This window comes from Nocardia sp. NPDC050713 (assembly GCF_040654315.1).
GTDB lineage: Bacteria > Actinomycetota > Actinomycetes > Mycobacteriales > Mycobacteriaceae > Nocardia.
In genome coordinates this window covers 334,462-358,743 of the sequence record NZ_JBFAHS010000002.1, presented here as the reverse complement: position 1 = coordinate 358,743, position 24,282 = coordinate 334,462, and the positions used below count along the sequence as shown (strand labels likewise).

28 protein-coding genes are annotated in these 24,282 nt (G+C 70.3%); 11 read left to right on the top strand and 17 right to left on the bottom strand.

The window, feature by feature from the left end:
- Positions 1–176: 176 nt before the first annotated feature.
- Positions 177–530: a hypothetical protein gene (locus AB0H49_RS05000; RefSeq protein WP_357247290.1), complete on the top strand. Its 354-nt coding sequence runs from the start codon at positions 177–179 to the stop codon at positions 528–530.
- Between the two features lie 74 nt (positions 531–604).
- On the opposite strand, the gene AB0H49_RS04995 is transcribed toward AB0H49_RS05000, so the two are convergent.
- The 5 genes from AB0H49_RS04995 to AB0H49_RS04975 form a co-directional block, all read right to left on the bottom strand.
- Complete coding sequence (locus AB0H49_RS04995) at positions 605–1,390, bottom strand: RNA polymerase sigma factor SigF (protein ID WP_067777991.1); 786 nt, start codon at positions 1,388–1,390, stop codon at positions 605–607.
- On the bottom strand, positions 1,380–1,811 hold the full coding sequence (locus tag AB0H49_RS04990; RefSeq protein WP_357247287.1) for an anti-sigma factor: 432 nt from the start codon (positions 1,809–1,811) through the stop codon (positions 1,380–1,382). Before AB0H49_RS04990 ends, AB0H49_RS04995 begins: the two co-directional genes overlap by 11 nt.
- Positions 1,812–1,969: 158 nt before the next feature.
- On the bottom strand, positions 1,970–2,590 hold the full coding sequence (locus AB0H49_RS04985) for a PAS and ANTAR domain-containing protein (RefSeq protein WP_355001719.1): 621 nt from the start codon (positions 2,588–2,590) through the stop codon (positions 1,970–1,972).
- Positions 2,591–2,715: 125 nt separating this feature from the next.
- Positions 2,716–3,141, bottom strand: coding sequence for an STAS domain-containing protein (locus AB0H49_RS04980; protein ID WP_355001559.1), 426 nt, complete (start codon positions 3,139–3,141; stop codon positions 2,716–2,718).
- 340 nt (positions 3,142–3,481) lie between these two features.
- The gene (locus tag AB0H49_RS04975; RefSeq protein ID WP_357247284.1) at positions 3,482–5,617 is read right to left on the bottom strand and encodes a catalase; all 2,136 of its coding nucleotides are present in this window, start codon (positions 5,615–5,617) and stop codon (positions 3,482–3,484) included.
- A 223-nt stretch (positions 5,618–5,840) separates the two neighbouring features.
- Here AB0H49_RS04975 and AB0H49_RS04970 point away from each other — a divergent pair, with 223 nt between their 5' ends.
- Positions 5,841–7,079 (top strand): glycosyltransferase, encoded by a 1,239-nt coding sequence (locus tag AB0H49_RS04970; RefSeq protein WP_355001561.1) that lies wholly within the window; start codon positions 5,841–5,843, stop codon positions 7,077–7,079.
- On the opposite strand, the gene AB0H49_RS04965 is transcribed toward AB0H49_RS04970, so the two are convergent.
- Together AB0H49_RS04965 and AB0H49_RS04960 are read right to left on the bottom strand one after the other, a co-directional pair.
- Entirely contained in the window at positions 7,033–7,545 is a 513-nt protein-coding gene (locus AB0H49_RS04965; RefSeq protein ID WP_357247281.1) for a DUF6328 family protein, read from the bottom strand. The genes AB0H49_RS04970 and AB0H49_RS04965 overlap by 47 nt on opposite strands.
- Positions 7,532–7,954: a ChaB family protein gene (locus tag AB0H49_RS04960; protein ID WP_355001720.1), complete on the bottom strand. Its 423-nt coding sequence runs from the start codon at positions 7,952–7,954 to the stop codon at positions 7,532–7,534. Before AB0H49_RS04960 ends, AB0H49_RS04965 begins: the two co-directional genes overlap by 14 nt.
- Positions 7,955–8,077: 123 nt before the next feature.
- On the opposite strand from AB0H49_RS04960, the gene AB0H49_RS04955 reads away from it, so the two are divergent.
- The 3 genes from AB0H49_RS04955 to AB0H49_RS04945 are packed head-to-tail and all read left to right on the top strand — an operon-like array spanning position 8,078 to position 9,669.
- On the top strand, positions 8,078–8,656 hold the full coding sequence (locus AB0H49_RS04955) for a hypothetical protein (RefSeq protein WP_355001563.1): 579 nt from the start codon (positions 8,078–8,080) through the stop codon (positions 8,654–8,656).
- A 4-nt stretch (positions 8,657–8,660) separates the two neighbouring features.
- Positions 8,661–8,924 (top strand): BON domain-containing protein, encoded by a 264-nt coding sequence (locus AB0H49_RS04950; RefSeq protein WP_355001564.1) that lies wholly within the window; start codon positions 8,661–8,663, stop codon positions 8,922–8,924.
- Between the two features lie 4 nt (positions 8,925–8,928).
- A complete protein-coding gene (locus AB0H49_RS04945) occupies positions 8,929–9,669 on the top strand; it encodes a metallophosphoesterase (protein ID WP_355001565.1) in 741 nt (246 codons plus the stop codon).
- 47 nt (positions 9,670–9,716) lie between these two features.
- Here AB0H49_RS04945 and AB0H49_RS04940 read toward each other — a convergent pair whose 3' ends face one another.
- A complete protein-coding gene (locus AB0H49_RS04940; RefSeq protein WP_355001566.1) occupies positions 9,717–10,136 on the bottom strand; it encodes a CBS domain-containing protein in 420 nt (139 codons plus the stop codon).
- Between the two features lie 212 nt (positions 10,137–10,348).
- Here AB0H49_RS04940 and AB0H49_RS04935 point away from each other — a divergent pair, with 212 nt between their 5' ends.
- The 4 genes from AB0H49_RS04935 (at position 10,349) to AB0H49_RS04920 (ending at position 12,506) form a co-directional block, all read left to right on the top strand.
- Positions 10,349–11,284 carry a glycosyltransferase gene (locus tag AB0H49_RS04935; RefSeq protein WP_355001567.1) on the top strand — a complete coding sequence of 312 codons (936 nt, stop codon included), beginning with the start codon at positions 10,349–10,351 and terminating at the stop codon, positions 11,282–11,284.
- A gap of 70 nt (positions 11,285–11,354) precedes the next feature.
- Positions 11,355–11,669, top strand: coding sequence for a hypothetical protein (locus tag AB0H49_RS04930; protein WP_355001568.1), 315 nt, complete (start codon positions 11,355–11,357; stop codon positions 11,667–11,669).
- A 2-nt stretch (positions 11,670–11,671) separates the two neighbouring features.
- Positions 11,672–12,169: a hypothetical protein gene (locus tag AB0H49_RS04925; protein WP_357247275.1), complete on the top strand. Its 498-nt coding sequence runs from the start codon at positions 11,672–11,674 to the stop codon at positions 12,167–12,169.
- A 25-nt stretch (positions 12,170–12,194) separates the two neighbouring features.
- A complete protein-coding gene (locus AB0H49_RS04920) occupies positions 12,195–12,506 on the top strand; it encodes a hypothetical protein (RefSeq protein WP_355001570.1) in 312 nt (103 codons plus the stop codon).
- Between the two features lie 72 nt (positions 12,507–12,578).
- Here AB0H49_RS04920 and AB0H49_RS04915 read toward each other — a convergent pair whose 3' ends face one another.
- Positions 12,579–12,824: a CsbD family protein gene (locus AB0H49_RS04915; RefSeq protein ID WP_355001571.1), complete on the bottom strand. Its 246-nt coding sequence runs from the start codon at positions 12,822–12,824 to the stop codon at positions 12,579–12,581.
- Between the two features lie 174 nt (positions 12,825–12,998).
- Between AB0H49_RS04915 and AB0H49_RS04910 the strand changes: the two genes are divergently transcribed.
- Complete coding sequence (locus AB0H49_RS04910; RefSeq protein ID WP_357247271.1) at positions 12,999–14,504, top strand: FAD-dependent oxidoreductase; 1,506 nt, start codon at positions 12,999–13,001, stop codon at positions 14,502–14,504.
- A gap of 14 nt (positions 14,505–14,518) precedes the next feature.
- On the opposite strand, the gene AB0H49_RS04905 is transcribed toward AB0H49_RS04910, so the two are convergent.
- From AB0H49_RS04905 to AB0H49_RS04885, 5 genes are read right to left on the bottom strand one after another with little or no spacing between them, the layout of a single operon-like run.
- Positions 14,519–15,073 (bottom strand): AAA family ATPase, encoded by a 555-nt coding sequence (locus tag AB0H49_RS04905; RefSeq protein ID WP_357247268.1) that lies wholly within the window; start codon positions 15,071–15,073, stop codon positions 14,519–14,521.
- Between the two features lie 19 nt (positions 15,074–15,092).
- On the bottom strand, positions 15,093–15,749 hold the full coding sequence (locus AB0H49_RS04900; RefSeq protein ID WP_357247265.1) for an FHA domain-containing protein: 657 nt from the start codon (positions 15,747–15,749) through the stop codon (positions 15,093–15,095).
- The gene (locus AB0H49_RS04895) at positions 15,749–17,035 is read right to left on the bottom strand and encodes a VWA domain-containing protein (RefSeq protein WP_357247262.1); all 1,287 of its coding nucleotides are present in this window, start codon (positions 17,033–17,035) and stop codon (positions 15,749–15,751) included. Before AB0H49_RS04895 ends, AB0H49_RS04900 begins: the two co-directional genes overlap by 1 nt.
- Positions 17,036–17,057: 22 nt before the next feature.
- On the bottom strand, positions 17,058–18,467 hold the full coding sequence (locus tag AB0H49_RS04890) for a phosphatase (protein WP_357247259.1): 1,410 nt from the start codon (positions 18,465–18,467) through the stop codon (positions 17,058–17,060).
- Positions 18,464–20,530 (bottom strand): tetratricopeptide repeat protein, encoded by a 2,067-nt coding sequence (locus AB0H49_RS04885; RefSeq protein WP_357247946.1) that lies wholly within the window; start codon positions 20,528–20,530, stop codon positions 18,464–18,466. The genes AB0H49_RS04890 and AB0H49_RS04885 overlap by 4 nt, the downstream gene beginning before the upstream one ends.
- Between AB0H49_RS04885 and AB0H49_RS04880 the strand changes: the two genes are divergently transcribed.
- Positions 20,469–20,753: a hypothetical protein gene (locus AB0H49_RS04880; protein WP_355001731.1), complete on the top strand. Its 285-nt coding sequence runs from the start codon at positions 20,469–20,471 to the stop codon at positions 20,751–20,753. The genes AB0H49_RS04885 and AB0H49_RS04880 overlap by 62 nt on opposite strands.
- 40 nt (positions 20,754–20,793) lie before the next feature.
- On the opposite strand, the gene AB0H49_RS04875 is transcribed toward AB0H49_RS04880, so the two are convergent.
- From AB0H49_RS04875 to AB0H49_RS04865, 3 genes are read right to left on the bottom strand one after another with little or no spacing between them, the layout of a single operon-like run.
- Positions 20,794–21,978, bottom strand: coding sequence for a hypothetical protein (locus AB0H49_RS04875; RefSeq protein WP_355001577.1), 1,185 nt, complete (start codon positions 21,976–21,978; stop codon positions 20,794–20,796).
- Entirely contained in the window at positions 21,975–22,943 is a 969-nt protein-coding gene (locus AB0H49_RS04870) for a glutamate ABC transporter substrate-binding protein (RefSeq protein WP_357247256.1), read from the bottom strand. Before AB0H49_RS04870 ends, AB0H49_RS04875 begins: the two co-directional genes overlap by 4 nt.
- The gene (locus AB0H49_RS04865) at positions 22,940–24,211 is read right to left on the bottom strand and encodes a hypothetical protein (RefSeq protein WP_357247254.1); all 1,272 of its coding nucleotides are present in this window, start codon (positions 24,209–24,211) and stop codon (positions 22,940–22,942) included. Before AB0H49_RS04865 ends, AB0H49_RS04870 begins: the two co-directional genes overlap by 4 nt.
- Positions 24,212–24,282 lie beyond the last annotated feature (71 nt).

Sequence of the window (24,282 nt, the reverse complement as noted above, 5' to 3'; positions counted from 1 at the left end):
CCTCGTATCTCTTTGTCCGGTTGTTCCCCCTTTACCCGAACCGGATCGTCGGCAAACGAGAGTGAGGCGTACACCGCACCCGATTCGTCCCGTGCTGGGTGGGTACCCGGCTCGGTGACCGGCCCGCTCCGCCGCGCGGTTTCCGGCGCCGCGGGTCACCACCGAGGAGATGTCGCATGGACGACCACACGCCACAGCCGATGCCCGATCCCATTCCGCCGATTCCGGAGCCCGACCCGGTGCCGACGCCGCCGGAGCCGATCCCGAATCCGGACCCCGCGCCGCATCCGTTCCCGCCCCCGTTCCCGCCCGATCCGGGTCCGTCGCCGCTGCCGCCGGAACCAGATCCGAGCCCGGCGCATCCGTTCCCGCCGGAACCGGATCGGCCCACGCCGCCGGTGCCCGGCCCGGACCCGCGCGAACCCGGTACCCCGCCGGTGCCGGGCCCGGGTCATCCCCCGCCGGAACCGTCGCCCAGTCGTCCTACTCCGGGGCCGGATCCGGCGCCCCCACCGCCGAATCCGGTGTGAGCCGCGCGGGCGCCGCGCCAATGAATCGCAAAGCGCCGTGGGCCCGTGCCAACGAGTCGCGGACGTCGCGTCGATCAGTCGCGCAGCGCTTCCTCGCGCAGCCAGCGCAGTGTCTTGGCCAGGATCCGGGAAACGTGCATCTGGGAGACGCCGAGGACGTCGGCGATCTGCGTCTGGGTCTTGCCCTCGAAGAAGCGCATGACGAGGACCTGCCGTTCGCGGTCGGGCAGGTCGGAGATGAGCGGCTTGACTGCCATGAAGTCCTCCACCAGGTGGTAGGACGGTTCGTCTGCGCCCAGGCTTTCCAGCAGCGGAAGCGGGGCGCTGTCGATGTCGTCGCCCGCGACGGCGTCGATAGACGACGATTGGTAGGCATTGCCCGCGATCAGGGCCTGGGTGACCTCGACCAGGTCGACGTCGAGTTCGTCGGCGATCTCCCTGGCGCGCGGCATCCGGCCGAGCCGTTGCGAGAGCGCCTCCACGGTCGCGCCGATGCTGAGCTGAATCTCCTTGGTGCGCCGTGGCACCCGCACGGCCCAGGTGTTGTCGCGGAAGTGCCTGCGGACCTCGCCCATGATGGTGGGCACCGCGAACGCCAGGAACGACGAGCCACGGCTCACGTCGAACCGGTCGGCGGCCTGCACCAGGCCGAGGCGCGCGACCTGGAGCAGGTCGTCGAAGATCTCACCGCGCCCGGAGAACTTGCGGGCGATGTGCTCGGCCAGCGGCAGGCACCGCCCGATCAGTTCCTCTCGGAGGGCTGCGCGGCGCGGGTCGTCGGGGCCGAGGGCGGCGATCTTCTCGAAGAGCGGCTCGATGTTGTCGTAGCTGTCGCCCGCCGATTTCGATTCACCCGCCATCGGCGCCCCCTCGCACCCAGGTGAAGTCGACAACCGTCGGATACCCCGACAGCGCTCCGTCGTAAGGCTCCTGCTGCGCCGCGATCGATTCGGTGAGGGTCCGCACGATGTGCCATCCGAAACCGGCCTGTTCCACTACCGATTCGGTCGTGGCCACCGAGGAGACGTGGACGAACATGCGATTCTCGTCGTAGGTGAAAGCGCAGTCGACATTCGAGCCGGGCACCGCGTCCAAGATCAGCGCGGTGGCGACCTCGTCCAAGGCCAAGCGGATGTCGGTCACTTCATCGATGGCGAAATCCGCGATGAGGGCCACGGTTTCGGCGAGCGCGCGGAGCATCGTCAGCTGCTCGAGGCGCGCGGGCACGCGCACCCCGATGGTCGTCGTTTCCGTAGAGGACTGAGAGGTCCACTCCCCCATAACCCATCACCACCTTGTTTCGCGCGGCCGATCCGTCAGGCTACCGCGCAACAATCACCGAACACCTCGAGGTGAGGCGACCGCGGCGTCCCTCATCGTTGCGCTTACCCGTCGGACACGAACTGAAACGTCGGTTGTCGCCGACGCGGGTACCCACCCTACCGCCGCACCCGTTCGTGGGCGGTCAGCAACAGGTGATCGAATTCCGTGCGCAGGCCGACGGCGACCTGCGTCGTGGCATGCATATCGGCGATCAACTGGGAGGCGAGCGAGCGCAGTTTCACGTTGGTTTCCTGGGAACGCCAGCTCAGCACTCGGAAGGCCTGTTCCGCGCTGATGCCGTACACCAGCATCAGCGCGCCCTTGGCCTGTTCGATGATCGCGCGCGCCTCGTACAACTCCGGCAGCGTGTCGTCCAGCGTCTCCTGCCGGTGCTCCTCGAGCGTGTCGGTGACATCGATGTAGTAACCCGCGGTGCCGACCACCTCGCCGGATTCGTCGGTCATCCGGTCGGCCACCACGATCATGTGGTGCACCGTGCCCTTCGTGTCGATGATCCGGTGCCTGCTGGAGAACGGCTCGCCGGTCTCGATGGAGTTCGCCAATACCGTGGCGACCTGCTCACGGTCCTCGGGATGCTTGTGCGAGAGCAACAGTTTCGTCGTGGGCCGCACCGTTCCCGGCGAGTACCCGTGCATCAACGCCACCTCGTCCGACCACTCCCACCGCTGGTCCGCGAACCAGAATCGGAAACTGCCGACACTCTGCGGCGTCCCCATACCGATCACCCGGTTCAGCGCGAACGCGTCTTCGGGCTGAACCGACCCACTCTCCGTCACACGGCAAGTATCCGTCCTCGCCGGGTGAGCGGCGAGCAGATCGGTGCGGCCGAGGACTATCGGCCTCACGCGTCCAGCGCGGCGCGCATGGAGGGGTAGCGGAAGAACAACGAGCGAACGCCCGCGACGTCGAGCGCCCGTTCGATCTCGGCCCGACCGGCTACGACGCGCAGGTCGACGCCCGCGCACGCGGCCCGTTGCCGGAGCGCGCCCAATGTGCTCGCGGTCCGGATGCTGAGGAATCTGGCGGCGCGTAGATCGACGACCACGGCCTGGCACCCCGCTCGCGTCGCATGTTCGACCGTTTCCTGGAATCGGTCGTGCACGAGCGCGTCGATTTCGCCCTCGACGCGGACCACGACGCACTGTCGGCGCCGGTCGACCCGCTGCGACCACATGCGGCTGTCGTGCTGCGAGTGCGCACCACCTGGACGAGCGCTCGGATCGACTCCGTCGATGCGGTGCCGGGGTAGAGCGGCGTCAACTGGCATGGCAAACCTCCCTTGGCAAAGGGATGTCCGGCTCGGTGCGATCGGCTCGGTCGACGGACGAGCGCCGTCGATGGGAGGGGGCACGGTGGGATGACGGCCCGCTGTCGGGTACGCGGTGCGTCGAGCCGCCGCGTGCCGGGCCTGTCAGCCACCTGGCGGCGCGCTCGGAGTTCGTCCCAGCGCGCCCGCCGATCGGCATCGATCGGCAGTTGCCGTCACGCTCCCGTCCGAATGATCGCGGTGGCCCGTCGTCTGGGCCGACCGCGTCGAACCGGGTTCGGCTGTAGTCTCAACCTCCCTACAGTCTGGCACGTCCGCCCGGCGGTGTCAGGGACTTGTCTCAGGCAGGCACCGCGGCGGTCGCCCGGCGCCAGATGCGGTGCCTGGCCAGCGCGTCGGCGAAGGCGTCCACGAAATCCCCAGGTAGTGAGCCGCCGCTCGACTCAGTGGTGACCACGCCCTGTTCGATGCCGAGCCCGCCATCCGGTGGCGTCTCGGGGATGATCCCGGAGATGCGCAGCACCGAGACGCCCGCGCCGAAGGCGGCGACGGCTTTCGCGTGCTTGAACGCCTCCAGCACGAAGTGCACCGCGGAACCGTTGCGCGCCAACGTCTCCGCCGCGCCGGGACCGCCGGGGACGACAACGCCGTCGTAGAGCACCGAGGCGGCGGTGGCCAGCGACCGGTCGACATCGAGCTGGTCGCCGTCGGATCCGTCGCCCCTGATTCGTCCGCCGTGCAGGCCGAGCACCTCGACGATCGCGCCGCGTTCGGTCAGCGCCGCGCGCAGCGCGCGCACCCCGGCCGCGTCGATGCCGTCGGCGGCCAGCACCGCGATCTTGCGGGTCTGGATCGTGTCCATCGCGGTGTTGGCCTGGGACAGCGCGGGCGAGACGAAGGAATCGGAGGTGTCGATGTCGGACTCCGGGGCGGAAGTGCCCAGCTTGCCCGCCACCCGCACCGCGAGGTCGGTGTCGATGCGGACCAAATGCTCCACGACCCGCTCGCGGATCTCCGTCCGGTTCACCTTGCCCAGCTCGAAGGCGAACGCGTCGACGATGTGCTCGGCCTCGGGCGGGGACATGCTGCGCCAGAACATCCTCGGCTGCCGGTAGTACTCCTTGAAGCTCTCCGCGCGCTTGCGCTGCGCTTCGCCGTCGATCCGTTGCGGATAGTGTTGGTAGGCACCGGAATCGGCCAGGAACGGGCACCCGCCGCCGATGCTGTTCTTGGTGTAGGAGGCGGGCCCGACCGGGATGGCGTGCTGGCCGTAGCCGTCCTGCTGGTGATTGCGGACCTCGGCCACCGGCCGGTTGATCGGCAGCTGGGCGAAATTGGGACCGCCGAGCCGGATCAACTGGGTGTCCAGGTAGGAGAAGTTGCGCAGTTGCAGCAGCGGATCGTTGGTGAAGTCGATGCCGGGCACCAGGTTCGCGGTGTGGAAGGCGACCTGTTCGGTCTCGGCGAAGAAGTTGTTCGGGTTGCGATCGAGCACCATGCGCCCCACCGGGCGGACCGGGACCTGCTCCTCGGGAATGATCTTGGTCGCGTCGAGCAGGTCGAAATCGAAGTCGAACTCACGCTCCTCGGGCACCAGCTGAACGCCGAGCTCCCATTCGGGGTACTGGCCCCCCTCGATGCAGTCCCAGAGATCGCGGCGATTGAAATCGGGATCGCGCCCGGCGATCTGCTGGCATTCGTCCCACACCAGCGAGTGCACGCCGAGCTTCGGCTTCCAGTGGAACTTGACGAAGGTGCCCTTGCCCTGCGCGTTCACCAGCCGGAAGGTGTGCACGCCGAAGCCCTGCATCATCCGGTAGCTGCGCGGCAGGGCCCGGTCCGACATCAGCCACATGATGGCGTGCAGGGTCTCCGGCTGCAGCGACACGAAGTCCCACAGGGTGTCGTGCGCCGAGGCGGCCTGCGGAATCTCGTTGTGCGGCTCGGGTTTCACCGCGTGCACGAAGTCGGGGAACTTGATGCCGTCCTGGATGAAGAACACCGGGAAGTTGTTGCCGACCAGATCGAAATTGCCCTGGGCCGTGTAGAACTTGGTGGCGAACCCGCGCACGTCGCGGACCGTGTCGGCGGAACCGCGGGATCCGGCGACGGTGGAGAACCGGACGAAGACCGGGGTGCGCACGCTCGGGTCGGTCAGGAACGCCGCCGCCGTGACGTCGGCGAACGCGTTGTCGTAGGGCTGGAAGTAGCCGTAGGCGCCCGCGCCGCGTGCGTGCACCACGCGCTCGGGGATGCGCTCGTGATCGAAGTGGGTGATCTTCTCCCGCGCGTGGAAGTCGTCCAACAGCGTGGGTCCGCGATCCCCCGCGGCCAGCGCGTCGTCGGTGCTCTCGACGCGCACGCCCTGCTGGGTCGTCAGATAGCCGCTCTCCCGATCGACACGGTGCGCGTCCAGCTGTCGCTGCTTGGAATCGGCACCGGATCCGCCGACGCCGTTGTCCGATCGCTCGTTCACTGGCTTCCTCCTGCCTGCCGTCAATCGCTCTCGTCCGGCCGACTGCCCGCATTCGGTGCAGGTAAACCGAGCTCATCCGGGCATTTCCAGCCGAAAAGGCCGGGCCGCACCGTTTGCGCGCCACGGTGGCGGGCATATCCCGCACATATCGCCGACGACACGTCCGGCCATGGCCGCGCCGAGTATCGGCATGCGCCCGCCTTCTCGCCGGAACGGAGTAGCCGTGAAGATCGCCATGGTTTCCGAACACATCAGCCCGCTCTCGGATCCCGGCGGCGGCGCGGGCGGTCAACAGGTGCACGTCGCGGCGCTGTCCGCGGCGCTGGCCCGTCGCGGGCATCGGGTCACCGTCTACACCCGGCGTGACGACCCGCACGTCCGGACCGAGGTGGCGACCCGCGACGGCTACCGCGTCGTGCACGTCCCCGCCGGGCCGCCGCGGCCACTGGGCCGCGACCAGACACTGCCCCACCTCGGCGAATTCGGCACGTTCCTGCGCAAGCACTGGGCCATCGACACCCCCGATCTGGTGCACGCGCACTTCTGGATGTCCGCGCTGGCCGCCGAGCTGGCGGCACGGGCGCACGACATTCCGGTGGTGGTGACCTTCCACGCGCTCGGCACCGTCAAGCGCCGCCACCACGGACTGGCCGACACCAGCCCACGCTCCCGAATCCGATTCGAGCGGCTCATCGCGACGAGGGCCGCGCACGTACTGGCGACCAGCGCCGACGAGGCCGTCGAACTCGTCAGGATGGGAGTGCCGCGTTTTCGTATCTCGGTGGCGCCCTGCGGAGTCGATCTCGGGACCTTCCGTCCCGAGGGTGGCGTCGCCGACCGCAAGGCGCGCCACCGGATCTTCGCGGCGGGCCGACTGGTGCGCAGGAAGGGATTCGACCTCGCGGTGCGCGCCATGCCCGACCTGCCCGACACCGAACTGGTGATCGCGGGCGGTGCGGTCGGCGACGACGTGGACGACGACGCCGAAGCCAAGCGGTTGCGTCGCATCGCCGTGGAAAACGGTGTGCACGAACGGGTTCGGCTGCTCGGCCGGGTCTCGCACAGCGCGATGCCGCGGCTGTACCGCTCGGCCGACGTGGTGCTGTGCACGCCCTGGTACGAGCCGTTCGGCTTGGTTCCGCTGGAGGCGATGGCCTGCCGGAAGCCGGTGGTTACCACCGCGGTCGGCGGCATGCTCGACACCGTGGTGGACGGAGTCACGGGCAAATTCGTCGCACCGCCCGAGCCGGATGTCGTGGCCCGTGCGGTGCGCCCGCTGCTCGAGGACGCGACATTGCGCGAAACCTGGGGCGCGGCCGGGTATCAGCGGGCGAGCAGCCGCTATTCCTGGGATGCGGTCGCCGCCGCGACGCTGTCGGCGTATCGGCGTGCCGCGCCCGCGCGGGCCTCAGTGGTCACGGGTGCCGTTGGCTCCGGGCGCGCCATCGCCACGGCGCGATGAGCCAGGCCGCGGCGAAGAGCACCGCGGCGACGACGCCCGCGATCACGCCCGCCACGTCCCCGGCGACCACGTCTACCACCAGGATCAACGCCCCCGTCAGCGCGATACCGAGCAAGGCGACACCCGCCATGGCGCACCGATGCGCGGCCGAGACGACGTTACCCAGCCGATGCCTGCGGAACAGGATGCGATGCCAGGACACCGGCGCCACCAGGAACACCGTGGCGCCGAACGCCGCGCAGACGGTCACCAGATACAGCGTGCGCATCTGCTGCGACACCACCGCGAACTCGGGTTGGAAGGGCAAGAGCAGCAGCGCGCCGATGAGGAACTGCACGCCGGTCTGTACGACGCGCAGTTCTTGGATCAGGCTGGCCCAGTTGCGGTCCAGTCGTTCGAGCTCGGTTTCGTCCCGTCCCTCGTAGGCCCTTGCCGGGCGCTGCGAGGGGTCCTCATTGTCGTGCACTTGCGGTCTTCCGGCGATTCTCCTTCTCGATCGCCGAGATGAGCTCTTCTTTGGTCATCTTCCAGCGCCCGGTGATCGACAGGCGACCGGCGACATTGATCAGGTGCTTCTTCGTCGCATTGGCGTTCACGCCTTCGGCCGTCCGGCCCCGGGCGTTCGGGCCCCCGCTCTCGGCGCGCTCGTCGGAGGGTCCGCGCCGCTCTTTCGGCTCCCAATGGTCGCCGATCTTCTCGTAGCTGTGCTTCAACGCGCTGTAGCCCACACGGTAGGCGCGTTCTTCGCTGCCGTACTCCTCGAGGGCGGCGTCGTGCGCCTTCGCGAACGTTCGCTGCGCCTTGTCGTCGGACCGGCGCACGGTGCTCGGCAGCTCGGACTTCTTCGCCTCTCCACTGCGGGTTGTCTTCGGCATGTCACCGCCCCTTCCTAGTGGTCGGCCGCGGTCGTTTCCGGCCGAGGTGTACGTCATCGCATACCCGGTCAGGCCCTGATTAACCCGGAATCCGCCGGGTACCACCGCAGCATGGTCGCGACGATGGACGAACTGCTGCACGCGCTGACCCGCGCCGCCAACACGCTGCTCGACGCGGAGATCAGGTTCGCGGTGGCGGGTGGCTGCGCGGTGTACGCCCGCGGCGGTCCCGCGTCGGATCACGATGTGGATCTGTTCGTGAAACCCGCCGATACCTCGCGCGCCATCCAGGCACTCGCGCGGGCGGGTCTGCGGGTGTGCCAGCCGCCCGAGGACTGGCTGTCCAAGGTCTACGACGGCGACACCCTGATCGACGTCATCTACCGGCCCAACTGCCGCGACGTCACCGACGAGTTGCTGGACCGTGCCACGGTCATGCGCGTCGGGCCCACGGTGGCGCCGGTGATCAGCGCGACCGACCTGATGATCGACAAGCTCCTCGTCTTCGACGCGCACCGGCTGGATCTGAGCCCGCTGCTGCACATCGCGCGCGATCTGCGCGAGCAGGTGGACTGGTCCGTTGTGCGCAGTCAGACGAAGGAATCGCCCTATGCCCGAGCTTTTCTCGGCCTGGTCGACGACCTCGGTATCACCGACGCGGGCCGGGCCGACCCGGGCACTCGAGACCGAGAAGAAGGCTGAGCCGATGGAAAAGCCCCAGTACCTCGTGGCCCGTCTGCGCCGCGCGCTCGCCGAGGACCCGCGCACCGCCGAACTCGGCGTGCAGGTCACCATTCGCGGTGAGGTGGTGGTGCTCGACGGCGAAGTGACGAGCGAACAGCGCAAACAGCAGATGGAAGCGGTCGTGCGCGAACAGCTGCCGGGCGTCGTCATCCACAACGACGTGCGCGTCTCGGTGCCCACCGCACCGACCGGAACCGAACACCTGTCGACGCACGAAGGGAGCTGACGCCATGCGGATCGCCGCGGTAGGCGACATACATCTGGGCGCCGAGTCCTCCGGACAGCTGCGCCCCGTGCTGCGCGAACTCCCCATGCGCGCCGACGTGCTGCTGCTCGCCGGAGACCTCACCAGGCACGGCACGCTGGACGAGGCGCGGGTGGTGGCGACGGAGTTCACCGATCTCGGCGTGCCCGTCATCGCCGTGCTCGGCAACCACGACCACCACAGCGACGCCCAGGACGACATCACCGCCCTGCTCGGCGACTACGGCATCACCGTGCTCGAGGGCAGCTCCACCACCGTCTCCGTCGACGGGCAGACGCTCGGCGTGGCGGGCACGAAGGGCTTCGGCGGCGGGTTCGCCGGTAAGTGCGCCAGCGTGTTCGGCGAGCGGGTGATGCGCGAATTCGCCTGCCACACCGTGGCATTGGCCGATTCGCTGCGCGACGCGCTGGCCGAGCTGGACACCGACGTGACCGTCGTGCTCACGCACTATTCGCCCGTCAGCGACACCCTGCACGGCGAGCCGAGGGAGATCTACCCGTTCCTCGGCTCCTATCTGCTCGGCGAGCCGATCGACGAATTCGGCGCGGATCTGGCGCTGCACGGCCACGCGCACGCGGGCACCGAGCGCGGAACGACGCCGGGCGGCATCCGGGTGCGCAATGTCGCCGAGCCGGTGATCCGGGCGGCCTACGCGATCTACGAGCTGGAACCCGCCAGGCAGCGGGTCGTCAGCGCGCCTACGTGACCGTGCGCCGCGATGAGCGGCGCACGATCGGTGGACGGGTTCCCGCATCAGAAGTCCAGCGAGACCGCCTCCACCATGTTCCCCGCCTGCGCGTTGCCCAGGGCGGTCGCGACATCGGCTTGGGCGATGATGCCGACCAGCCGCCCGCGATCGAGCACCGGGATGCGCCGCACCTGGTGCTGGGCCATCAGCGACACCACCTTGCGCACGCCGTCGGTGACGTCCACCGTGTACGGCACACCGCCCGCCAGCTCCCCCGCCGTCACCTGCTGCGGATCCTTGCGCGCCGCAACGACTTTCACCACGATGTCGCGGTCGGTGAGGATGCCGTGCAACCGGTTGTCCTCGCCGCAGATCGGTAACGCGCCGATGTCGAGTTCGGCCATCTGGTCCGCAGCCTCGGCCACGGTGTCGCCCGCGCGAATACAGTGCACGCCCGCCGTCATGATGTCGCCTGCCGTTGTCATCCCCGACCTCCCTGGTCCACGTGAGAGGCGCCACGGTATGGGCGCCTCGGTGACCGCGTACCCGGGTCGCGCTCGGGTACACGGGTTCTCGGGTATCCAGGTTTCGGGCGAACGCGCCGGGGCACACCGGGCGTATGGAAGCTCCGACGATTACTTCGAACGGGGCGGCCGGACCGCTGAACGTCCTGGTGTGGCACGCGCACAGCCCGTGGATGACAGCTTTCGTCCAGGGCGGGCACCGCTATCTGGTGCCCTACGACGCACGCCGCGGCGAGTGGGCGCGTGGCCGGTGCGGTCGTCCCTGGCCCGCGAACGCGGTCGACATCGCGCCCGCCGATCTGGTCGACACCGACATCGATCTCGTTGTCCTGCAACGCCCGAGGGAGATGGACCTCGCGCACGAATGGCTCGGTCGCGCGCCGGGCATCGACGTGCCCGCGGTTTACGTCGAACACAACACGCCACATCAGCACGCGGCGCTGACCAGGCATCCCCTGGCTGGCCGCTCGGACATCCCGCTGGTGCACGTCACCCAGTTCAACCGGCTGATGTGGGACAACGGCCGCTGCCCGAGCACGGTCATCCGCTACGGGATCCCCGATCCCGGCCAGCGGTACACCGGTGAACTGGCCAGGGCCGCGACGATCATCCACGATCCGGTGCGCCGCTGCCGCATCACCGGCACCGATCTGCTCGCGCCGCTCTCCGAAGCCGCGCCGATCGATGTCTACGGCGCGGGCACCGAACGGCTGGCTGCCGCGCTGCACCGCCCGCCCGACCGGATCACCGGCGCGGGCGATCTCGAACAGGACCGGCTGTACGAGGAGCTGGCCCGCCGCCGCGTGTTCCTGCACGTGCCGCGCTGGACCTCGCTGGGCATGTCGGTGCTGGAGGCGATGTATCTGGGCATGCCGATCGTGGCGCTCGGCACCACCGAGGTCTCCGCCTCGATCCCCGCGGAGGCCGGGGTGGTGTCGACCGAGCCGGAGATCCTGGCCGAGGCGGTCCGGCAGTTCCTGCACGAACCCCTGTTCGCCGAGCTGGCGGGCAAATCGGCAAGGCAGTGGGCGCAGGCCAATTTCGGTCTCGCCGAGTTCCTGCAAGCCTGGGACCGGCTGCTCACCGACCTCGTCGCCAGCCGCCGCTGATTGACCGGTGATTCCCCGGGTACCCGTCGAACGGCACCCGTTCGCTGGTTGCACTCGGAAGGAGACCACTATGCGTGCCGAGAACAATTTCCGAGACGACAAGAAGCCGGAAGGCGTATTTCCAGACCACCACCGCACCACCCGGACACACGCGGGCGAGGCGATCGAGGACGCGAAGAACTGGCCGGGCATGGTCCTGGTCGGCGTCGGCATCGTGCTCGTCGCGCTGACGCTCACCGCGGCGGGCTACGGCTTCGAGGGCTGGGCGATCGTCGCGGGCATCGCGGCCGGGCTGAGCATCGTCGTCGGCGCCGCGCTGGTCTTCGCCGAACACAAGCGCGTCCAGCGCAAGCACGGCGACTTCTACGACGACCGGGGGCACTGATCGTGCACCACCGATCACCGGAAGCCGACGGCCGAACTCGGCTGCCGAGCCGGAGCCTGGCCGTGCTCGCCGGGCTGGTGACCGTGGGCTCGCTCGTCGCCGGATGCGGCGGCGACGGCAACACCGACCCGGTACCCGCCACCCCCACCGAGGGCACCATCTCGCTGACCATCGCGGCGCCGACGAGCGCCGACGTGCCCGATCCCAACGCCGACGTGCCCAATCCCGACGAGGTGACGCCCGAGGCCGCCGCGCAGCTGTGCGACATGATGCGCGCCGAGGTCGGCAACTGGAGCGAACAGGGTGAGATCGTCGGCCGGGTCAGCTTCAACGGCACGGTGCACAACTGGGCGGTGCGCAACGGCGGACTCAACGACGCCGTGCTCGCGGATCAGTCGATCATCGACACCGCCACCATCCAGCAGTGCCCCGACGTGCGCCAGCAGGTGCTCGACGCGCTCAACCTCGATGACCTGGCCGCCGGCCTCGCCGGATTCTGAGCCGCCCCGACACAGGAGAGTTTCGATGAGAATGCGTAGCCTCGCCGTCGCGGCGCTGGCCTCGGCCGCGATGTTCGCGGCGGGTTGTGCGGAGGCCGAGAAGGCCGTCAACAAGGGCGGCGACACGCCGTGCAGCGAGTTCGTCGAGCAGGACGCCGACAAGAAGCGGACCACCGTCACCAAGTTCCTCGAGCAGGAGCGCAGCGGGCAGGAGGCGCCGGACGACCGCATGGTCGACGCCGCCATCGCCTCGATCGAATTGATGTGCACCGCGCAGGCCAATCCGGACACACCGATCCGGAAAGCGGACCTGACCGGCATCTTCGTTCCGAAGTAAGACAACGAAAAACGGGGTGTCCGGCTCGAGCCGGACACCCCGTTCTTTCACCGCGTGGCGCGGGTGCGGGGACTACTGCCCCTTCTGGTGAGCGCGCTGACGCTGCTCGTCGGCCGACGCCTCGGCACGCTCCTTCTCGGCTGCGGCTTCCTTCTGCGCGGCCTCGCGCTGGGATTCGGCCTTGTCCTGCTGGGCTTTGCCCTCGTCGCGCAGATCGTCGTTTCCGAAGACGCTTCCGGCGGCCTCCTTGGCCTTGCCCTTGACGCCTTCGACAGCGCCTTCGACGCCTTCCCGGGGACCACTCTTGTGCTCGGACACGATATCTACCTCCGAAATATCGGTTATCAGGTGGACAGTGGCGGTCTACCCGGCCGAGGCGGGCTCAATCAGCGGTGCGGATATTCGCCGAAGTCGATCACGCGTGGTCGCCCGTTGGAAGATCGGCCGGTCAGCGCCGGGTTTCGGGCCGGGTCGATCGGCTATGTCCCGACTATGACGTCCTTGTGGATGAACGACGCGCAAGTACCCGCCCGACTGCGGCTGACGCCCGGCTCGCGTTTCGACACCGTCGTGATCGGCGCGGGCATCACCGGGCTCGTCACCGCGCTGCTACTGGCCCAGAACGGCATCCAGGTCGCGGTGGTCGAGAGTCGGCGCGTCGGGCTCGGGACGACCGGTGGCACGACCGGAAAAGTCAGCCTGCTCCAGGGAACTCGCGCGCAGAGCATCGCCGGGCGGCACGGTGTCGGCACCCTCGCGCAGTACCTGGCGGCGAATCGGGACGGCCAGGATTGGCTGTTGCGCTTCTGCGACGAGCACGGAATCGCCTATCAGCGCGCCGCGGCGGTCACCTACGCCCAGTCCGAACGCGAAAAGCGCTCGGTACAAGCGGAATTCGAGGCGACAAGGGCGGCGGGACTGCCGACCGAGCTGGTCGACGACCTGGAAGCGCCCTTCCCGGCGTACGGCGGGGTCCGGTTGATCGAGCAGGCCCAGATCGACCCGATGGCCGTGCTCGCCGCACTGGCCGCCGAGGTGGAGTCGCACGCCGCCCCGATCTACGAATCGACCCTCGCGCAAGGGGTGCATCACGGCTCCGACGGTGAACTGCTCGTGCAGACCGAACACGGCGACCTGACCGCGGGCACGGTCGTGCTGGCCACCGGGACCCCGATGCTGGACCGGGGCGGGTTCTTCGCGCGGCTCACGGCACAGCGCTCGTACCTCGCGGCGTTCCGGGTGCCCGGTCCGGTGCCGCACGACATGTACATCAGCGCGGGGCAGCCCATCCGCTCGCTGCGCTACCACCCCACCCCCGAGGGCGACCTGCTGTTGGTCGGCGGCAGCGGCCACCCGGTCGGGCGGACCGACGAGGCCGCCGAGCACGCCGACGAACTCCTGGACTGGACCGCCGCCTGGTTCCCCGGCGCGGAGGTGCTGCACCGCTGGTCGGCTCAGGACTACCACCCGGTCGGTGAATTGCCGTACGTCGGCTCGCTGCTGCCCGGCCAGGACGACATCCTGGTCGCCACCGGCTACGCCAAATGGGGCCTGACCAACGGCGTCGCCGCCGCGCTCGCGCTGGCAGGCAGGCTCACCGGCAAGCCGCCCGCCTGGTCCGGCACCTTCACCACCTGGCGGCCCGCCGAACTGCGCTCGCTACTGTCCGGTGCGAAAGCGAACACGGCTGTTGCCCAACAACTTTCGACGGGGTGGCTGCGCATGCTCGGTGGCGGCTCGGCGAGCATGCCCGAGGAGGGCTGTGGGCGGGTCGAGCGACACGGGCTCACGCCCTCGGCGATCTGCACCGTCGACGGAGTCACCACCGAAGTATCGGCCGTCTGCCCGCACCTGTACGGCATCCTGCGGTGGAACGACGCGGAACGGTCCTGGGACTGTCCACTACACGGCTCCCGCTTCGCGCCGGACGGCGCGGTCCTGGAGGGACCGGCGACCAAGCCGCTCGCGCGGCGCGCGGTCTTGCGCAAGGACGTGTAGGTGACGGCCGGGGCCTAACGGCCCGCTCGGGATCGGTCCTGTTGCCGCGCGATCGGGCGCGCGGTGTCGAGGATGACGTCGACGGTCTCGGCGACGGTCAGCTCCGACGTGTCGAGCCATAGACCGAGGCGGGGTGTGCTGTCGCGCAGCACGGCGTCCAGGGCCGCCACGGTGAAGGTGTCGTAGGCGTTCTTGTCGCGAGCCGACTCACGGGCGGCGATCGCTTCGTGGCTGGGCGCGAGCACCACCACGTAGAGCGGATCGGTGCGGATCTGGTCGATCGTGAACGGCAGGAACTCGCCCAGCACCACGTCTTGCAAGATCGCCGTGAACCCCGCCGCGGCGTACTCGTCGGCGACCGACGCGGCGAGCCGATGGCGCAGCCGCAGCTGATCGAGGGCGGCGGCAGACGGTTCCGGACCCATCTCCGCGCGGCCACCGACCACGAATCTGCGAAAGGTATCCCCGCGCACGTGCGCCGAACGGGGCAGGCGCTCGGCCAGCGCCTGGGCCACCGTCGACTTGCCCGCGGCTTGGATACCGGTGATCAGATAGACAGCGGAGGCCATCCGGCCATGATCGCAGACCTCAGGCCGGTTCCACGGTGAGGGTGATGGTGGTCCATGCCCCGACGTGGACGCGGTCGCCACTGCGCAGCGCGACCGGCTGCTCCGCCGGGATCAGGTCGTCGCTGTCGTTGAGGCTGGTGCCGTTGGTGGAGCCGAGATCGGTGACGGTGAGACCGGTCGGAGTCAGGTGCAGCAGCGCGTGCGCCCGCGAGACGCCCGCGTCGGCGGGGGCGATGCCTAGATCGATGTCGGGGTTCAGGCCCTGCGAGACGCTGCGCTTGCCGATCAGGATCTCGCTGCCGCGCAAGGCGATTCGGCGCGGCGGATAGTATCCGGGGAACTCCACGCGATCCGCGTCCGGACCTTCGCGCGCCAGCACGCGATCGTAGAAGGCGCGATCGGCGGTGACGGTGGCGATCCAGGTGACGGCCGGTGGCCGCGCGGTGGCCGAATCGGCGACCTCCGGATCGACTTCGCGCGGAACGGGTTCCGGTGTGGACGGCGCGGGCAGCGCCGAATCGTGACCGCAAGCCTCGCAGAAGCGTCCGCCGCTCGGCGCGCCACAGGCCGGGCAGCGTGGCGCGGCGACCGTCGTCGGCGACGCGCCGATCGGTGCTCCGCACACATCGCAGTAGTCGACCGCCGCCGACGGGTGTCCCTCCGGGCAGGTGACCATCAGGACTCCTTGCGTACCCGCGCCGTCTTGGTGGAGCGGGCGTCCAGTGCCATCTCGTCCTCGGCCGCGACACGCGACCGCAGCCGCACCGTGCCGTTGCGCTCGTCCACCTCGACCACGCCGCGCAGCAGCTTCGCGGTGCTCTCGTTGCCCGACTCGGCGGCCAGCTGGACCGCGCGCCGCAGTTTGGCCGTCGCGGTCTCCACGTCACCGTTCTTGCGGGCCGCCAGCCCCTCCTGCACCGCATCGGCCAGCTCGGCCTGACCGGTGTAATGCGCGACGCGCCTGCTGATCCGGGCCGACAATTCCGTCTCGGTGGTCCACACCGCCCGCACCAGACCCTGCCCGACGACCTCGTCGCCGGCGATCACACTGACCCGCGCCGCCAGCTTCTCCCGTCCCGGCGCGGCGGGTTCCACCCGCACTTGCACGTGGTAATCGCGCTCCTCGGCGCCCCACGCTCCGAGCGGATACTCCCCCACCTGCGCGCCCGCCTCGACGCGGCGAGCCGTCAGGTCCTCGATGGCGGGCGCGACCTGCTTGACGAAGCGCACCGTCGCACCGGCCGGAGTCCAGACCCGCAGTGTCAGTTCGGGAATCGCCTTGGCCATCGAGGTGTGCGTCATCGCCGCGAAGTCCGCGGCCAAGTGCGCCGGGTCGGCGACGATGTCGACGGTGCCGTGCAGCGACGAGGCGATGGACCGCAATTCGTCCACCCGCCAATCGGTTCCGACGCCGCGGCAGTCGCAGGTGAACACGCCCTCGGACTGGGCGATCTCGGCGGCGAGGGACTCCGGCGACTCGTGTTCGTTCTTGCCGTCGGTGAGCAGGATCGCGTGCACCATGGCGCCCTCGTGTTTCTTGGCCAGTTGTCGGGCCAAGCCGAGCCAGGTACCCATGGCAGTGCCGCCGTCGGCACGCAATTTGTCGAGCTTTCGGCGCGCCGCCGCGCGCGTGGTCTCGTCCGCGGGCACCGAGGGCACGTCGGTCGGAAAGACCAGGCGGGCCATGGAGGTGCCCTGCACGATCGCGAAGCGGGTGCCGTCGGGCAGCGCGTCGAGCGCGGCCATGGCGGCGCGGCGGGCGCCTTCGAGCTTCTTGCCGTTGCCCATCGACCCCGAACTGTCGATGATCAGGATCTCCACGCGCTCCGGCGGCGGCCCGGCCGCGACGAAATCGGCGCCGGTCTCCACCGAGACCACCGCGTCGACCGTGCCCGAACCTTCCGCGAGGAACTCGTTCTGGTCGACGACCACCGAGATGCCATTGCCGGCAACAGAATTCACAATACTTCTCCTGGCTGGTCGATCAGGGCACCCGCGCGAGCGCGACAGTGATGTTGTCGCTGCCCCCGCTGCGCAGCGCGAACTCGACGAGATCGCGGGCCGCTCGCATCGGTTCCGCGGCGGTCGCGAGTGCGGCGAGCGCGTGGGCGTCCGGCTGGTAGTTCCACAGGCCGTCGCTGCACAGCAGCAGCAGGCCGGGACCACGGGTGCGGAAGACGCGCACGCAGGTGTCCGACCACGGCCGATCCCCCGAATCCGCGCCGAGCCAGCGCAACAGGGTGTGCGCCCTCGGGTCCTTCATGGCGGCCTGCTCGTCCATGGCGCCCGCGTCGACGAGGGCCTGGGCCCAGGAGTCGTCCACGGTGAGCCGTTGCGAGGGCGGGATGTCGGGCGCGCCGGGCGCGGGCACGAGCCAATACGCGCGGCTGTCACCGACGTTCGCCACCGTGATCTCGACCGTATCGGCGTCGTAGCCGCGCACGATGGCCGAGACGTACGTGCAGGACGGCGCGTGACTCTCGTGCACAGCGATATCGCGCACCGCCTGCGCCGCGGCGGCGAGACCGGCCAGCGCGGCGTCGGGGGCCTCCTGGCCTTCGGCCAGCGCGGCGAGCGTGGCGTCCACACCCGACCGAGATGCGGTGCCGGAGGCGGCCTGCGGATCCTCGGAGGTGGACACGCCGTCGCACACCACGATGACGACGGTTTGCGGACCCGCCGCGTCGTCCACCACGGCGGCGGCGACCGAGTCCTCGTTGCGCGCGTGCGCGATGCCACGGTCGGTGGCCACGCACACCGCGCCCAGGTCGGCCTCGAAACGGTCACGCGGAGCGCGCAATTGGCCGCAGCCGCGGCAGTAGCCGTCCGGGTCGTACTCCTGCGCGCCGCAGGCGTCGCACGGCCGCGGAGTCGCCGACTCGGACTCCGGATGCGGCAGCGCGACCCGGCGCGCGCCCAGTTCCCGCCCGCAGGCCTCGCAGTACCGATCGGCGCTCGAGACGCTCTCCCGGCAACCGGGGCAGCGCGGCGAAGCGCTCGGCGGTTCGGCGGGTTTCGCCAGGGGCATGGTCGGCACGGTGTCCGCCGGATGGGTCGGCACTGCGCTCACAGGTGGGGTCACGTAGGCACTCACGGTCGAAGTCGGCTGGTCGGGTGGGGTCGGCGCCGGGCCGGGCTCGGCGGGGTTGTCAGGCTCGGCGGGACGGGCTGTCTCGGTTGGACTGGTCGGCTCGGCGGGGTTGTCCGGCCCGGTGGTAGCGGTTGGCGCGGTGGGACTGGTTGGCGCGGTCGGACTGGCGGGCGCGGCGGGGGTGATCGGCTCGGTGGGTCGGTCGGGCTCGGCAGGGGCGATCGGCTCGGTGGGTCGGTCGGACGCGGCGGAACGGTCGGGCTCGGTGGGTCCGCTCGGCTCGGTGCTCCCGTCCCGGTTCACAGCGTGGTCCTCGGGCGGATGGCGTTGGCGCGGTCCACCAACTCGAAACGGGCCCACATGTCCTCGGTCTCGCGCGCCAGGTCGCGGAAGCAGCGCTCCAACCCGGTGCGCACCCCCTCCTGGTCGAATGGGACGCCGAGCAGCGGCACGTGGTTCGTCACCGCTCGGCCACTGTCGAGCCAGGCCAGCGCGGCGTCCAGCACTCGCATCCGCACCTGTGCGCCGCGGCGTTTGGAATCGAGCGCCAGCGCGTCGACCCGGCCGCCCGCGTCGCGCAGTACCGCCTCGGTCAGCTCGGCGGGCCCGCGTTCGGCGAGCAGCGCGTCCACCGCGGCGACGCGCGCGTCGGTGTACAGCGACGAGGACGGATCGACTTGGTCGAGTGCCGCGACCGCGCCGTCCCGGTCGCCCGCGCGGCGGCGCATCCGCGCCAGACCGAACACCGCGGCGGCGAAGGAGCGGTCGGTGCGCCAGACGGTGTCGTAGTAGCGCGCCGCCGCGCCGCCGTCGGCGGTGAGTTCGGCGACGGCCGCCAGCGCGAGCTTAGGCGCCGGTTCACCGGGCAGCGCCGTGTACACGGCGTCGAATTCGGCTCGGGCGGCGGCGAAATCGCGGGCGAGCAGCCTGGCCTGCCCGCGATACCAGGCCAGCCGCCAGTCACCGGGCAACCGGTCGGCGAGCTCGGTGAGCCTGCGCTCGGCCTCGGCCGGATCGCCGGTGTCGAGTGCGGCGCGCACCAGCCGCAGCGGGATCTCCACCGATTCGCCGCGGCCGGTGACCACCGAACGCAGCCCGTCGGCGAACGCGCGCTCCAGTTCGCCGGGCGTCGTCCCCGCCGTCGTGGCGAGCAGCGCGGCGCCGCTGTCGCTGGGATCCACCAGCGGCACCGGCAGTCCGGCCACGACGTCTTGCGGCGTGACCGCCGCGTCGACGCCGACACCGAAGACCACGCGCGGCGGCCCGAAATACGCCGACATGCCGGGGCGCGGTACCGCGTCGTCGGCGCTGAGCACCTCGCGCAGCACGCCGGTCAGCTGATCGGCCACCTCCTCCATCGAGGCGAACCTGGCCTCGGGATCGGCGTCCGTGGCGCGCAGCAGGAACCGGTGCAGCGAGTCGTAGCGGGTGAGCAGGGGTTCGGCGTCGGGTCCCGGCAGCGCGCCGAAATGCCCGCCCTGCTGTGGCACGTGCATGATCAGCACCGCAAGCGTGCGGCCGACGGTGTACACCTCGGTCGCGACGGTCGGTCCGGTGGCGGCGATCTCGGGCGCCTGGTACCCGATCGTGCCGTAGATGGCGCTGTCCTGATCGTCCATGGCGATCACCGCGCCGAGATCGATGAGCTTCAGTTGCTCGTCGGTCTGCATCACGTTGTCTGGCTTGAAGTCGCAGTAGGCGAGACCGAGCGAGTGCAGGTAGCCGAGTGCGGGCAGCATCTCCAGAATGTAGGCGATGGCTTGGGGCACCGGCAGGTATCCGCCGTCGGTGTCGCGCCGATCGCGCAGGATCTGCTTGAGCGAGGTGCCGCCGACGAACTCCATGACGATGTAGCCGACCGCGACGCCATCGGGTCCGGCGTGTTCGACGAAGTTGAAGATCTTGACGATGCTCGGATGCTCGACCTCGGCGAGGAACCGTTTCTCGGCGACGGCCGCCGCCATGGCGTCCAGGTCGCCGGAGTTGAGCAGACCTTTGAGCACCACCCAACGGTTGCCGACATTGCGGTCGGTGGCCAGATAGATCCAGCCGAGCCCGCCGTGCGCGAGGCAACCGACCACCTCGTACTGGCCGCCGACCAGGTCGCCAGCGCTCAGCTTGGGCGCGAAGGAGAACCGGGCGCCGCAGTTCGGGCAGAAGCCCTCGGTGCGGCCCGGCGCACCGTCCCTACCGCGGCCGACCGGTCGTTCGCAGGCGCCGCAGAAGCGCTTCGACTCGGCGACCATCGGGTCGGCGAGAACGGCGGAGGTGGGGTGAATCCGAGGCACCCGAGGCACGTCGACCATGCCCGCGCCGAGCCGTCCGCGCGCGCTGGGCTTCGACGAGGTCGACCGGCCGGTCCGCACCGAGCGCGCCGATCCCCGCGTGCTGCCCGCGGACGTGCGGGCCGAGGCGGCGACGGTCTCGGTCGCCGCCGGAGCGGTGCCGCAGGTGTCGCAGTATCCGCCGGATACGGTTCCGCCGCAGCCGGGTTCGGCGCAGACGTCGTCCGTCGTGCCCGCCGAATGCCCTGATTTCGATGCCGTCGCGCCGGTCGCAGCCGGTGCGGTCCCGCACACGGTGCAATAACCGTCCTCGACCGCCCCGTCACAGCCTGGCTCGGTGCAGGTCATGATCTCCTCCCCGATTTCCGCGCGACGATCTGCTGGTAGTCGGCGACCGCGCGGGTGGCCGCGGCGAGATCGCACGGCCGGTGCGCGAGCAGGTCGCTCGCGATCCGATGGCTCGCCAGGAGCTCGTCGTCCTCGGCGAGCGCCAGCCTGGCCGCCTTGGCGCGGTACGCGGACAGTCGCCCGCGCAGCTCGGCGCGGCGGTCCAGCAAGCCCTGGGCGAGTTCGGCCGCGCCGGCGGCCGCCTGGGTCGCCGCGGCGATCCGGCGGCGCAGGTTCAGTAGCTCCGCGGCCGCGCCGGGTTCGGCATCGAGGGCGGCCAGTTCGGCGTCGAGCCCCTTGTGTTCCGCGCCGGATGACGGCAGCGGCCCGGTACGGATCTTGCGTTCGGCTTCCGCACGCGCGCGTCCGGCTCGGGCCTCGGTCTCGGCGAGCACGGTCAGCCGGTCGCGGGTCGCCGCCACGGCGGCATCCCAATTCGCGGTGATCGATGTCAGCTCGGCGAGCACGTCGGCCGCGCGGTCCAGGCGCGCGCCGATATCGGCGAGGCGGGCGTCGATCTCGGGCGGTGTCAACGCCAGCGGGTCGGTGGCCGAGCGGCGCAACAGCTCGGCGATGGCCGCCCCGATGTCCCGCAGTTCGGCCGTGACGGCGCCCGCCCGATCCAACCGATCCTGAAGGGGCGCGAGCCCGGACAGCACCCGGTCGTTCACCGCGCCGACCTCGTCGAGAAAGGCGGCGATTCGGGGAAAGGTCGCGCGCATGCGATCCACCGTGTCGGCCAAGCCGACGAACAGCACGTGTTCGCCGGGCCCGGTGAGCGACCGCTGCGCCAACGGAATCGGGGTGCGCGAGGCCTCGTGCGGCCGCCCGTACAGCAGCCGGGTGAGTTCGGCGCGCGTCTCGGCGTCCAGCCGGGGGCGCGTGCCGCGCACAGTGCGCGCCGAGTCGAGGATGGCTTTCAGCCTGGCGAAGTCCTGCCACATCAGGTCCAGCTCGGCGTTGATCGGCGTCCACCGGCGCTCGGTGCGGCCGGTGGGCGGAAAGCGGCGCAGCAGGGTCAGTCCGGGGTGCCGGTCCAGTTCCAGCAGGGTGGCGGCGATCGCGTCGAATTCGCCGGTGCGGGCGGCCAATTCGCTGTCGATCTCGGCGAGGGTGCGTGGCTGCATGATCGCCCGGCTCACGCGGTGTACCGGGTTTCCGGCGGGCCGGGCGAAGGTCCGAGCGCGCTGAGGCGCGCGGCGTAGATGCGCTGCCAGGTGCCGTCGGCGCGCATCCGTTCGAGCACCGCGTTGACGAAGCGCACCAGATCGGGTGCGCCCTTCGCCACACCGACGGCGTAGGCGCCGCTGCCGATCGGTTCGCCGACCACCTCGAGGTTCCGGTCCTGGGCGACGAGACCGAACAGAATGGGGTCGTCGGCGCTGATCGCGTCCACGTGACCCTGTTGCAGCGCGGCCAGGCAGTCGGTCCAGTTGGCCACGCCGAACACCGTGAGTCGCTTGGGCAGCGCGAACAGCGGCCCCGACGCGGTGGTGCCCCTGGTGACGCACACCCGCTTGCCGCCGAGATCGGCCCCGGACCGGATGCCGGAGTTCTTCGGCGCCAGAATCCGCTGCGCCGCACGGTAGTACACGGCGGAGAAGTCGACGTCGCGGCGGCGCTCGCAGGTGGCCGAGAAGGTGCGCACGATCAGGTCGACCTTGTTCTCGCGCAGCGCCGAGATGCGCTCCTCGGCGGTCACCGAGCGCAGTTCGATCCGATTCGGGTCGCCGAACAAGGCCCGAGCGATCTCCCTGGCGATATCGATGTCGAAGCCCTCGATCTCGTTGGTGGTGGGATTGCGGAAACCGAACAGGTAGGTGTTCTGGTCGACGCCGACCCGGATCCGGCCGTTGGCCACGATCGCGGCCATCGGCGAGCCCGCGGGCATCGCGCCCGGCGGCGGCAGCGGGCCCGGCCGCAGGCTGGCCTCGGCATCGCACTCGTCCTCGGCCTGGCCGGGCGTGGTGATCTCGGCGAATTCGGGCGGGGCCGGATTCACCGCGACCGCGGGCGGCGTCGCGGGCACCGAGCTGTCGGTGCTGCACGCGACCAGCGGGCCGAGCGCGGCCAGGGCGACGACCAGTGCGAAGAGCCGTCTTGTCACAGGAACTCCTTCAGCCGCGGCCACAATCCGACGACCGCGGCGCCCGCCGCGAACAGCATCAGCAGCAACACTCCGGAGGGGCTCCAGGTCAGCGCGTCACCGGCGGCGTCGACACCGCCGCGCAGGTCGCTGCGCACCCGCTGCACGTCTGCGCGCAACGATTCGTCGAGCTGGGCGAACCGGGTCGCCGAACTCTCCGGCCCGGCGCCGATGGCCTGGTCGACGGCCGCCGGATAGTCGGCCGCCTGATACGCCGCGAGCTGGCGGCGATGACCCGCGGTCCAGCCCTCGAAGCGCAGGGCCGCGGGCGAATCCGGTCCGGTGACCTCCGCGAGCCGGTCGCGCAGCGCCGCGGTGTGGCGGGTGAAGGTCTCCTCGCCCGCGGCGATGTCACCGCGGGTGATCAGCTGCAAGGTCTCCGCCGTGCGGGCCTGCTGCGCCAGAATCCTTGCCTCGGCGAGAGTTTGGAATCGCAGGGCCGCGGCGTCGTCGCCGGTCTCCAGTGCCGCTGCGGCCACCGAGGTCGCCAGCACGGTCCACAGCAGCGCGACTCCGGTCGCCGCCGCCGCGGCGACGAGTCCGGGGTTGACCCGCCGGTTGGTGCGGCGCAGCAGGACGAAAGAGCCCGCGCCGCAGGCGAACAGCACCAGCAACAGTGTCGTGATCGTGGTGAACGGCAGCGCGCCGATCGCCCGCTGCTCCTCGTGCAGGGCCGCGAAGCGGAGGGTGCTGAGCTCCTCGGCGTTCTTCAACAGCGAATCCTGCATGACCTCGGAGGCCTCGCGCAGGTAGGCCGAACCGACCGGGAACCCTTGCCGGTTGTTCGCCCGCGCCGTCTCGACGAGACCGGTGTAGGCGGGCAATTCGGCGCTGATGGCCGCCACGATGCGGCGGGTGCGCTCGTCGGAGGCGTCCGCGGTGGCCTGGGCCAGCGCGTCGGCCGCGTCGGCGAGCGCCTGCTGGTAGCGTGCGCGCACCTGCGGCGTCTCGATGCCGCCGGTCAGAAATGCCTCGGCCGCGGCGGCGTCGGCCGCCGAGAGCGAGACGTAGAGGTTCTGCGCCGCGTAGGCGAGCGGCTCGGTGCGAGCCAAGGCGGCGTCGCGGCGGTCGATCTTCCCACTCGACTGGTTCGCGCCCGTGAAACCCGCGAGCAGGCACAACACCACCGTCACCAGCACGAGCGCGCCGATCAGTCCCGGTGTCGTGCGCGCGAAGCGCCGCACCCACGCCGCCCCGTCGCGCGCGGTCGCCGGAAGGCGAGGTCCCACACCGTCCCCCCTTCATCTACCCGGCCGGTGTCTCCGCACGCGATAGTACGGTAGGCCGCTGCGATCCGCTC